Origin of the sequence: Arcobacter sp. L (genome assembly GCF_000284235.1) — a bacterium.
Taxonomy (GTDB): domain Bacteria; phylum Campylobacterota; class Campylobacteria; order Campylobacterales; family Arcobacteraceae; genus Aliarcobacter; species Aliarcobacter defluvii.
The window spans coordinates 624,412-636,186 of the sequence record NC_017192.1; the positions used below are offsets into that span (position 1 = coordinate 624,412).

11 protein-coding genes are annotated in these 11,775 nt (G+C 27.9%); 4 read left to right on the forward strand and 7 right to left on the reverse strand.

Going from position 1 to position 11,775, the window contains the following annotated elements:
* Nucleotides 1–39 precede the first annotated feature (39 nt).
* Nucleotides 40–972, reverse strand: a complete 933-nt coding sequence (locus ABLL_RS03155; protein WP_014473337.1) for a ribose-phosphate pyrophosphokinase — start codon at nt 970–972, stop codon at nt 40–42.
* Between the two features lie 269 nt (nt 973–1,241).
* On the opposite strand from ABLL_RS03155, the gene ABLL_RS03160 reads away from it, so the two are divergent.
* Entirely contained in the window at nt 1,242–2,366 is a 1,125-nt protein-coding gene (locus tag ABLL_RS03160) for an Opr family porin (RefSeq protein ID WP_014473338.1), read from the forward strand.
* Nucleotides 2,367–2,415: 49 nt separating this feature from the next.
* On the opposite strand, the gene mnmA is transcribed toward ABLL_RS03160, so the two are convergent.
* From mnmA to ABLL_RS03175, 3 genes are all read right to left on the reverse strand, one after another.
* Entirely contained in the window at nt 2,416–3,459 is a 1,044-nt protein-coding gene (gene mnmA, locus ABLL_RS03165; RefSeq protein ID WP_041654645.1) for a tRNA 2-thiouridine(34) synthase MnmA, read from the reverse strand.
* A complete protein-coding gene (gene folK / locus ABLL_RS03170) occupies nt 3,410–3,937 on the reverse strand; it encodes a 2-amino-4-hydroxy-6-hydroxymethyldihydropteridine diphosphokinase (RefSeq protein WP_014473340.1) in 528 nt (175 codons plus the stop codon). Before folK ends, mnmA begins: the two co-directional genes overlap by 50 nt.
* A 72-nt stretch (nt 3,938–4,009) precedes the next feature.
* Complete coding sequence (locus ABLL_RS03175; RefSeq protein WP_014473341.1) at nt 4,010–5,035, reverse strand: M24 family metallopeptidase; 1,026 nt, start codon at nt 5,033–5,035, stop codon at nt 4,010–4,012.
* A 76-nt stretch (nt 5,036–5,111) separates the two neighbouring features.
* On the opposite strand from ABLL_RS03175, the gene aroQ reads away from it, so the two are divergent.
* The 3 genes from aroQ to sppA are packed head-to-tail and all read left to right on the forward strand — an operon-like array spanning nt 5,112 to nt 7,681.
* Nucleotides 5,112–5,576 (forward strand): type II 3-dehydroquinate dehydratase, encoded by a 465-nt coding sequence (gene aroQ, locus ABLL_RS03180; protein WP_014473342.1) that lies wholly within the window; start codon nt 5,112–5,114, stop codon nt 5,574–5,576.
* Nucleotides 5,577–5,580: 4 nt separating this feature from the next.
* Complete coding sequence (locus tag ABLL_RS03185; RefSeq protein ID WP_014473343.1) at nt 5,581–6,804, forward strand: metal-dependent hydrolase; 1,224 nt, start codon at nt 5,581–5,583, stop codon at nt 6,802–6,804.
* Nucleotides 6,797–7,681 carry a signal peptide peptidase SppA gene (gene sppA, locus ABLL_RS03190; RefSeq protein ID WP_014473344.1) on the forward strand — a complete coding sequence of 295 codons (885 nt, stop codon included), beginning with the start codon at nt 6,797–6,799 and terminating at the stop codon, nt 7,679–7,681. Before ABLL_RS03185 ends, sppA begins: the two co-directional genes overlap by 8 nt.
* Before the next feature lie 55 nt (nt 7,682–7,736).
* Here sppA and ABLL_RS03195 read toward each other — a convergent pair whose 3' ends face one another.
* The 3 genes from ABLL_RS03195 to ABLL_RS03205 all read right to left on the reverse strand — a co-directional run bounded on the left by ABLL_RS03195 (nt 7,737) and on the right by ABLL_RS03205 (nt 11,443).
* Complete coding sequence (locus tag ABLL_RS03195; RefSeq protein WP_014473345.1) at nt 7,737–8,945, reverse strand: acetate/propionate family kinase; 1,209 nt, start codon at nt 8,943–8,945, stop codon at nt 7,737–7,739.
* A gap of 29 nt (nt 8,946–8,974) precedes the next feature.
* Nucleotides 8,975–9,970: a phosphate acetyltransferase gene (gene pta / locus ABLL_RS03200; RefSeq protein ID WP_014473346.1), complete on the reverse strand. Its 996-nt coding sequence runs from the start codon at nt 9,968–9,970 to the stop codon at nt 8,975–8,977.
* A gap of 279 nt (nt 9,971–10,249) precedes the next feature.
* Nucleotides 10,250–11,443 carry an acetate/propionate family kinase gene (locus tag ABLL_RS03205; RefSeq protein ID WP_014473347.1) on the reverse strand — a complete coding sequence of 398 codons (1,194 nt, stop codon included), beginning with the start codon at nt 11,441–11,443 and terminating at the stop codon, nt 10,250–10,252.
* Between the last annotated feature and the right edge of the window lie 332 nt (nt 11,444–11,775).

Consider the following 11,775-nt stretch of genomic DNA (forward strand, 5'->3'; position numbering starts at 1 on the left):
TAATTTCGCGAATTATATCATATTTTTTTTATTTTAATATTAACTATTAAAAATTGAATTAACAGATTCATTATTATGAATTCTTCTAATAGCTTCCCCAATCATAGCTGAAGCTGTTAAAACGGTTAACTTTTTAGCATCTTTTTGTGTAGGAATTGTGTCTGAAATAACAAGTTCATCAAGTTCACCTTTGTTAATTCTTTCATATGCCGGACCACTCAATACACCGTGAGTACAGCATGCCATAACTGAAGTTGCACCTTTTTTCTTTAAAACTTCTGCTGCTTTTACTAAAGTTCCTGCAGTATCAACCATGTCATCAACTAAAATTACATCTTTATCTTTAACATCTCCAATGATATTCATAACTTCAGCAACATTTGCTTTTTCTCTTTTTTTATCAACTATAACTAAGTCATATCCTAATTTATCAGCATAAGATCTAGCCCTTGCAACTCCACCAATATCTGGGCTTGCAATAATAGGATTTTTTAAATTTTTACTTTTTATATAATTAACAAATAATATAGAACCAAATAAGTTATCAGCTGGAATATTGAAAAAGCCTTGAATTTGAGCAGCATGTAAATCAATAGTTACTACTCTTGTAATTCCTGCTGCTTCAAGTAAATCAGCAACAAGTTTTGCAGTAATTGGAACTCTTGGAGCTGCTTTTCTATCTTGTCTTGCATATCCAAAATATGGAATAACAGCTGAAATTGATTTTGCACTTGAACGTTTAAGTGCATCTACCATTATTAATAATTCCATTAAATTATCATTAGTTGGTGCACAAGTTGGTTGAATTATAAATACATCTTGTCCTCTAACACTCTCTGTAATTTGAACAGATATTTCACCATCACTAAATTTATTTAATGTTGCGTCTGATACTGGCATACTTAAATATTCACCTACTTTTCTTGCAAATTCAGGATTAGCTGAACCACTAAAAAGTTTAAATGTTGACATAAAATTTCCTTACATTTGATTGAATCCGTATTCTAGCTAAAGTGTACTTAATGAATATTAAGTTAATTCATAATTAAGTAAATATTGTATAAAATAATAATCATTATCGTTAGTATAAAAACAATGGATAATAATTGTGTATATTTAATATACAATCAAAATTAAAACAACAGTTTATTTAATGTTATAATTTTGATGTTCTTCTAATACGAATAGATTACTTGCGCGAAAGTTTTTTATTCAAATATTTTATTTTACAAGGAAAAAATATGAAAAACCTTTTTAGAGGTCAAACAATAAGTTTAGTTACATGCGGATTAATTTTAAGTTCTACTATGTCATTTGGTGCAGATTCAATTGATGCTGCTTTTAAAGAAGGTAAAGCTTCTGGAAGTTTAGCATTATACGGTGAAAAACATGACTATAAAGATGGAGTAGCTGATTCTGGTTTTGGAAATGGAAATGCTACAATTGCCTTTGAAACAGGTTCATTTTATGGATTTAGTGCTAAAGCTGAATTTAAAGGAAACTTACAATTAGGTGAAGTTCATAGTGGTAATTATGATGACGCATATGAAAATCATTCTTTAATGACTGAAGCATATATTAAATATGCAACTGATGGATTCTCTTTAACTGCTGGTAGACAAGCTATTGATCTTGAATGGTTAGGTGATTATAATGAGGCTGTAGTAGCAGCAATTACAGCAATTCCAGACACAACAATTGTATTAGGTTATACAGATAAACAAGCAGAATCAGGAATAGATTTCAGTGAAGATTTTGAAGAAATAACAAAAGATGGTGCATATGTTGCAGACATTAAATATACAGGTTTCCAAGCTGTAGAATTAAATCCTTATGCATATTTTGCTCCAGATGTTGCAAGTTTTTATGGTCTAAAAGCAACATTTACAACTGATTATTTTGGTGGAGTTGCACATTATGCTTTCTCTGATGAAGATTCAGATAAATATGGTGCTGCTGAAGATGCTTATATTGGACATGTTGAATTAAATACAGAAGTTGCAGGAATTTCAGCTGCTGTTGGATATATTAAAACTGATAAAGATGTTGGTGCAGGGTCTATATATGCTTATGGTGATAATATTTCTCCATTTGATATGGGAAATAGAACATATGATCCAGATGCTAGAACAGTATATGGTTCTTTAGGATATACAATTGTAGATGTTGAATTAGGTGCATTATATGGTGTTACAACTTATGGTTCAGATGATGCTAAAGAAAAAGAATTAAACTTAACAGCTTCATATCCTATAACAGAAACTTTAACAGCTTCAATTTTATATGGTGATGTTGATGAAGATTCTAATGACGCAGAATATGTTGATGACAAATATGTATTTGCAAGCGTAGAATATACATTCTAATATAAATATAATTTAGGAGTTTTCTCCTAAATTATAGTTTTTAAAAAAACTATTTAGTACTTTTTATCCAAGCACTTCCAATTACTTTTTGATCATCATAAAAAACTGCAAGTTGACCTGTTGCAACTCCATAAACAGCTTCTTTTAAAGTTATATAAACTTTTTCATCTTTTATTTCTACTTCACAAGGTGTTGATGTTGATCTATATCTTAGTTTTACACTACAAGAAAATTTTGTCTCATCAATAAACATATTTAGATTATTTCCAACTACTTCATTTACTTCTAAAGACTCTTTTTTACCTACGACAATAGTATTATCTTTAGGATTTAATTTTGTAACAAAATGTGGATCATGTGCTCCATGAACAGTAAATCCTCTTCTTTTCCCGATTGTATAGTGAGCATAACCTTTGTGTTCACCTACAACATTTCCTTGTTCATCTAAAACTTTTCCAGGAATATCAATATTTGCATGTCTTTTAACAACATCAGTGTAAACAGTTTCAACAAAACAAATTTCTTGAGATTCACTTTTTTCTGTAATTTTTTTATAAGCCACATCTAAATCTGCACCAAACTTTACAATATCTTCTTTTTTGTAAGTACTTAAAGGAAACATCATATATGGTAATGCATCTTTATCAACTTGAGATAGGAAATAACTTTGGTCTTTTGTTTTATCATCAGCTTCATAAAAAAACTTTCCATCAGTTTTTGCATAATGTCCAGTTGCTAAAAAATTAGCTCCATGTTTTTTTGCAAAATTAAGCATTGCACCAAATTTTATTTGACGATTGCATTTTACACAAGGATTTGGAGTTGTGCCTTCTAAATAAGAATCAACAAAATAATCATAAACCTCTTTTGAAAACTCATCTGCTAAATCTAATATGTGATATTTTATATTTAAAAATTTAGCTACATCATCTATATAACCTAAATTTCTTTCATGATAGCCATCAGTTCTATTATGAAGTTTTAGATAAATTCCTTCAACTTCGTAACCTTCTTTTTGTAGCATATAAGCAGTAACTGAAGAATCAATTCCACCACTCATTCCAACCATAACTTTTTTTTGTTTTTCGTTCATTTTTCATCCTTTTTAAAGGAATAATCACTGACTCTCTATTTGCCCAATTTTTGTGAGGGATAATTAAATTTTCTGTATTTATTTTTTTATTATCAAAAAATATTATATCAATATCCAAGGTTCTAGGCGCATCTTGAAAGGATCGCTTTCTTCCGAATTTTTTTTCATATCTTTGCATTGCTTTTAAAAAAGCGTTAGGACAAAGATTTGTTTGGAGGCGAATTATACCATTTAAAAAGTCGCTTTGTTCCAAAAATCCAAAGGGTGGATTTTTTAAAAGGGGTGAAGTCATAAGTAAAGTAAATCTTGCGTCTTTTCTTAAACATAAGATTAATTTATCAAATATCTTTTTAGTATTTCCAATATTTCCCCCAATTCCTATAGTCACCTTGTATTTTTTTTGTGAGTAAGAATTGAATTTTTGAGGAAAATTAGAAGAATAAAAAAGTGTTAATTTATGTGATATTTTTTTTTTCAAATTTCTCTCTTTTTTGTTAAAAAATAAATCATGATTAAATTTATCAAGATTTATTTTTTCTATTTTTTTGATTTAAAGTATTACAGCTTTACCATTTTGCATTACAATTGTATCTTCAATTCTAACACCAAATTCATCAGGAAGATAAATTCCAGGTTCAACTGTAAATACCATATTATCTTCAATTATTACATCTGATTTGGAATTTATTACAGGAAATTCATGAATATCAAGACCAACACCATGACCTGTACTATGAATAAAATATTTTCCAAATCCTGCTTTTTCTATTACATCTCTAGTTAATTTGTCAATTTCACTAGCTTTCATCCCAGTTTTTGCATTTTCAATAGCATTTAATTGGGCTTTTAAAACAATATCATAGACTTTTTGATGTTTTTCATTTTTGAATTTTTGTTCTCTTTTAAAACTGAAACTTTCAAAATCAACATGACTTGTGCAAGTTCTATCAGAACAATATCTTTTATATTTTATTCCCGCATCAACTAATAATAAATCATGTAGTTTTAATTTTTTTGAAGTTGGAAGAGCATGAGGTTTTGCTGCATTTTCATTTATCGCAACAATTGGTTCAAAACTTATATCAAGTTTCCCTGTTTGGCTCATTTTTTCGAAAGCTTTAAAATATAAAAATTGTTCACTCTGATTGAAACCATTTTTTCTTATAAATTTTGCTAATTCTTTGAAACCTTCACGTCCAGCAACAGCTGCTTTTTTAAGTAAAGTTATCTCTTTATCACTTTTAATAATTCTTTTTAATTTTGAAAAGTTTTCTTTAGCAATAAATTCAGTTTTTAGATTTTCAGTTAATTTTGTATAAGAAGCAAAACTAAAATCATTTGGGTCAAATGTAATTTTTTTGATTTTATTTTTTTTTAAAATCTCTTTTGCTGTTTCTATTAGATTTGAAGATTCTATTACTTCACACTTTTTTGCATACTCTTTTGCTTCTGTAGTATATCTAGCATCAGTTATAAAAAATCTATCTTTTTCTAAATTCAAAAAAATAACATTATCGCAAGAGAATTTACATTCAAAATATATTGCATTTTCATTTTGTAATATAAAGTTTTTCATAAAAAGCCTTTGTTTGGGTATGGTTTAACAAAAATTTAATTATAATCTTACCCAAAATTTATAAAAGGAATATAATATGAAAATTGCCGTAATTCAAGGACCAAATTTAAATATGTTAGGAATTAGAGAACAACATATTTACGGTCCAATGAGTCTAGAACAAATTCATGAACAATTAAAAAGTGCAGCTGAACAAAATGGAATTGAATTAGAATTTTTTCAATCAAATTTAGAGGGTGAAATTGTAGATAGAATTCAAGAGTGTTTAGGAACTGTTGATGGAATAATGATAAATCCAGCTGCTTATTCTCACACTTCTATTGCAATCAAAGATGCTCTAAGCGCAGTTAATATGCCAGTAGTTGAAGTTCATATTTCAAATATTTATAAAAGAGAAGAATTTAGACAAAAATCTGTAACTGCAGGTGCTTCAACAGGTGTTATCTCTGGATTTGGACCATTTGGTTATCATATGGGATTAATTGCTTTAATGCAAATTATTGCTGAATTAAAAGCAGTATCACAAGCAAAAAATGCTTAATTAAATGAAAATTATAAGTGCTTCATGGGTTGTTTCTTGTGATGAAAATGACAGAATCATTAAAGATGGTGCTGTTGTTTTTGATGAAAAAATCATAGAACTTAATACCCTTTTAGAAATAGAAAAAAAATATCCTAATATTGAAATAAAAAAACTAGAAAAGAATTCTATTTTAATGCCAGGACTTATAAATTCTCATGTTCATTTAGAATTTAGTGGGAATTCAACTACTTTAAAATATGGAAATTTTTATGCATGGTTAAATTCTGTTATTAGATATAGAGAAGATTTAATAAATAAAGCAAATACAAAATTAATAACAGCAAAATTAGAAAAGATGAAAAAAACAGGAACTACTACTATTGGAGCAATTTCATCATATTCTTTTGATATAGAAGCTTGTATAAATGCACCTATAAATACGGTATTCTTTTGTGAAGTTATTGGTTCAAAAGCTGATATGATAGATACACTTTTTGCTGATTTTAAAAGTAGGCTAAATAATGCAAAAAAATTTGCTTCAAAAAATTTTATTCCAGCAATTGCTATACATTCTCCATATTCAGTACATCCTTTTTTAGTAAGAGAAACTTTAAAACTTGCAAAAGAAGAAAATTTAGCTGTTAGTTCTCATTTTTTAGAGTCACGTGAAGAGTTTGATTGGTTACATAAAGACGAAGGTTCTTTTTTAGAATTTTTTAAAAATTTTTTAAATCAAGAAAAAGCAGTTTCAAAACCAATGGAATTTTTAAATCTTTTTTCAAATATAAAAAATCTTTCATTTACACATTGTGTTGAAGCAAGTAATAATGATTTAGAAAAGATTAGAGATTTAGGTGCAAGTATAAATCATTGTGTTACTTCAAATAGACTTTTAAATAATACAAAACTAGATTTAGATAGATTAGGTGAAATTCCTTTTACAATAGGAACTGATGGTTTAAGCTCAAATAATTCATTATCAATGTTTGATGAATTAAGAAATGCATTAATGGTTCATTATGATAAAAATGTAGTTGAGTTTTCTAAAAAATTAATAAAAGCTGCAACAGTAAATGGAAGTAGGGCTTTAGGATTAAATAAAGGTAAACTTGAAAAAGATTTTGATGCAGATATGATAACTTTTACTTTACCTGATAAAATTGAAGAAAAAGAGGACTTGTTTATGCAAATAATTTTACATACAAAATTTGTTGATAATGTGATAATAGGAGGTGAATATGTTTAATTTTTTTAAAACGCTATTTTCGCCAGTTATAGCAATATTGGATTTCATAACTAAATATTTTAAAACTATAGTTTTTTTGACAATAATTTACTTTGTAGTATTTGACTCTAATGAAAATTTAGTTGATAATGATAAATTGGCAAACTTACAAAAAATAGAATTATCAGGAGCTATTTTAGATGTTAGTAAAGTATTAGAAAATATAGAAAAAGCAAAAAAAGATAATAATATTAAGGGTGTATTATTTGTTGTCGATTCTCCTGGTGGTGCAGTTGCTCCTTCTGTTGAATTAGCTTATGCAATAAAAGAGTTAAAAGAGTTAAAACCAGTTGTTGTTTATGCAAGTGGTGTGATTGCAAGTGGAAGTTACTATTCTTCTATTTGGGCAAATAAAATTATTGCTAATCCTGGAAGCATGGTAGGTTCAATTGGTGTTATTATGCAAGGCGTGAATGCTAGTGAACTTATGGAAAAAATTGGAGTTTCAACTCAAACTGTAAAAGCTGGAAAATATAAAGAAACAGGAACACCTAGTAGAAAGTGGTTTGATTATGAAGAAAAACAACTTCAAAGCGTAATAGATGATACATATAATATGTTTATAACAGATGTTGCAAATGCAAGAAATCTTGATGTAAAAAATCATAATGTTTTTGCTGATGCAAAAATTTTTACTTCAAAACAAGCAAAAGAAGTTGGACTTGTTGATGAAGTTGCAACTATTTCTTTTGCTCAAAATACACTTATTGAATTATCAAAAGTAAAAAATCCAATTTGGAAAAAAGAAGATAAATTTGAGAAGTTTATGGATAAATTTGTAAGTGAAGCCGCTTCTAAAATAAGTATGAATTTTGTAACTGGATTAAAAGCTTATTAAATTTTTATATCTAAAGAATAAAAAAGTGAAGTATAAACTTCACTTTTTTTATTTATTATTTTTCAATTTCAAGACCTGAAACAATTCTATAAGTATCATTAGCAATAACAAATTCTTCATTTGTTGGAATAACAAAAATTCTTGCAGCTGAACTATTTGTTGCAATATCTCTAGCTTTTGAACTTCTTTTATTATTTTTAGTTGGGTCAAGAATTAATCCCATTCCATCTAATCCAGCACAAACAATTTCTCTAATTAATGATGAATTTTCACCAATTCCACCTGTGAAACATAAAGCATCAATTCCATCAAGTGCAGCAACATAAGAACCTACATATTTTTTGATGTTATAAGCAACCATTTCTACAGCTAATCTACATCTATCATCACCATCTTGCATACCTTGTAAAACTTCTCTTAAATCAGAAGATTTTCCTGAAATTCCTAAGATACCTGATTTTTTATTCATGATGTCGATAATTTGATCAATATCTAAACCTTCTTGTTTCATCATATATGAAATAGCACCAGCTCCAACATCACCAGCTCTTGTTCCCATCATTAAACCTTGAACAGGTGTAAGACCCATAGATGTATCTATACATTTACCATTTAATACCGCACTTACAGATGAACCATTTCCTAAGTGACAAACAATAATTCTTGTATTTCTTTTTTTATCTAACATCCCTCTTGCTTCATTTGAAACATAATAGTGACTAGTTCCATGGAATCCATATTTTCTAATACCATGTTTTGTATATTGTTCATAAGGTAATGCATACATATAAGCATAATCAGGCATTGTTTGATGGAATGCAGTGTCAAATACAGCAACATTTGGTTTTCCTGGCATTAATTCTTGACAAATTTCCATTCCCATGATATTTGCAGGATTATGTAAAGGAGCTAAAGGAATTAATTTTTTCATAGTTTCAACAACTCTAGGTGTTACCATAACTGATGATGCAAATTCTTCTCCACCATGAACTGCTCTATGACCAATTGCATCAATATCATCAATTGAATTAATAACTTTTCCTTCACTTTCAACTAAAGTTTTTAATACTAACTCAATTGCTTCTTTATGCGTAGGCATAGGAACTTCTAATGTTAATTTTTGTCCTTCACCAAACTCATGTTTTAAAACACCATCAATTCCAATTCTTTCACAAAGACCAACAGCTAAAACTTCTTTTGAAACTGGATTCATTAATTGATATTTTAAAGATGAACTACCTGCATTTAAAATGAATACTAACATATATCTCTCCTTAGTTTAGTTATAAATTTTTATTTGATTTGTGTTGCTGTAATAGCAACTAAGTTTGCAATATCTTCAACTGAACAACCTCTTGAAAGGTCATTTACTGGTTGATTTAATCCTTGAACGATTGGACCGTGAGCTTCTGCTCCTGCAAATCTTTGAACAAGTTTATAACCAATATTTCCAGATTGTAAATCAGGGAAAACTAAAATATTAGCTTTACCTGCAACTTTTGAACCTGGAGCTTTTTTAGCACCAATTGATTCAATAATAGCTGCATCAGCTTGTAATTCTCCATCGAATGCAAAATTTACATTTCTTTCAGTTAAAATATCACAAGCATATTGAACTTTATCAACTAATGGGTGTGATGCACTTCCTTTTGTAGAAAATGATAACATAGCAACTCTAGGTTCTAATCCTACAACAGAACTTGCAGTAGCAGCTGTTGCACAAGCAATATCAGCTAATTGTTCAGAATTTGGTTCAGGAATAACTGCACAATCTGCAAATAAAATTAAACCATTATCTCCAAATTTTCCATCAGCAGTTTCCATAATAAAAGCAGAAGAAACAGTATTGATTCCTGGTGCAGTTTTTATAACTTGAATAGCAGCTTTTAAAACATCAGCTGTTGGTGAATTTGAACCTGCAACTAATCCATCTGCATCTCCTAGTCTTACCATCATACAACCAAAAAATCTTGGTTCATTTAACATAATTTCAGTTGCTTCTTCTTTTGAAAGATTTTTACTTTTTCTTAATTGAACTAATTCATCAATATATTTTTCAATATTATCAAAATTTTTAGGATCAACTATTGCTGCTCCATCAATATTTGCTCCACACTTTGCAGCGTCAGCCTTGATAGTTTCAACATTTCCAATTAAAACAACTTTTGCAGTATTTTCTTCTAAAACTTGTTGAGCAGCTTTAAGAACTCTTTCATCCTCTGGCTCTGGTAGAACAATAGTTCTTAATTGTAGTTTCGCTTTTTCTTTGATACTTTCAATTAAACCCATTTGTAAGTTATCCTTTCTAGTTTAAACTTTGTGGAAAAATTATAATTAAGAAACATAGCATTAACATAGCAATGTCTTATAATCTCACTAAAGGATATTTTATAGCATATTAAAAAAAAAGTACATAAAATATACATTATTATAAAAAAAAATAGGATTTGTGAGAAATAGTGATAAGTTATGAGGAATAAATGTTTTAATTGTGTAAAAAAAGCAAGTACTATGTACAATAATTATACATAATACTCAATTTTAAGATAAATTTCTAAATGTAACAGATTATTTCTTTTTTACTAGATCGAAAGTATCTTTTGCTATAACAAGTTCTTCATTTGTTGGAATAATATAAATCTTTGTTTTAGAAGTTTTTTTGCTAATTTCTCTAATTCCAGATTTTCTTATACTATTTTTTTCTGTATCAAGTTCAATTCCCATAAAATCTAATCCATTACAAACTTTTTCTCTTATTAAATCAGAATTCTCTCCTATTCCAGCTGTAAAACAAATGGCATCAACTCCATGCATTAATCCAGCATAAGAGCAAAGATATTTTTTAATTCTTGAACATAACATTTCAATAGTAATTTTTGATCTTTTATCGCCATCATTTGAAGCTTTTATAACTTCTCTTAAATCTGAACTAATACCTGAAACACCTAAAATGCCTGATTTTTTATTTAGATAGTTTATAATTTGATGAGTATCTAAACCTTTTTTTTCCATTAAATATGGAATAACACCTGCGTCAATATCTCCACATCTTGTACCCATTATTAATCCTTCAAGAGGAGTTAATCCCATAGATGTACTTATTGATTTTCCATCTCTTACTGCACAAACAGATGAACCATTTCCAAGATGACAAACAATTATTTTAGAATCTTTTTTATTTAAAATTTTTACAGCTTCATTTGAAACATAATAGTGACTTGTTCCATGAAAACCATATTTTCTTAGATGATGCTCTGTATAATCACCATATGGAACAGCATATAAAAAGTTTTCTTCAGGCATTGTTTGATGAAATGCTGTATCAAATGTTGCAACATTAGGAACATTTGGCATTAATTCTTGACAAATTTTTATTCCAAGAACATGTGCAGGATTGTGTAAAGGAGCAAGTGGAATTAAATTTTCAATCTTTTTAACTACATCATCATCAATTAAAACAGATTTTTTAAAATATTCTCCACCATGAACAACTCTGTGTCCAATTGCTTGAATCTCTTTTATAGAATCAATAACTTTTGTTTCATCATTTGTTAAAATTCTTAGTACTAATTCAATTGCTTCTTTATGTGTAGGAATTGGTAGTTCAAAAGTTAATTTTTTATTTTCTCCTACTTCATGTTTTAAAATTCCATCAATTCCAATTCTTTCTACTAATCCACTAGCTTTTAATTCAGAAGTTTCTGCGTTGATTAATTGGTATTTTAAAGACGATGAACCTGCATTTAATACAAATACTAACATAAATTATTCCTTTCTTCTTAAACAATATATTTTTTATAAAAATCATTAAATTGATAATCACGTTAATATAATAACATTTTTTCAAAATTTAAAAATCTCAAAATTTTTTGTAGATTATATTAAAACTTAAATCTATATTTGCTTTTAAAATTAATTTTATTTCATAAGAAAGATAGATTATAGATAAGAAAATCTAAATTAAATTTTTTTAACTGTTGAAAATCAAGTGATTTTGAGTAAGAATATGGAAATTTTAATTTTAAAATGTTTAAAAAGTGCTATTTGAAAAGTATTATGTACATTGATTGTACATAATACTCAATTTTCTAAAA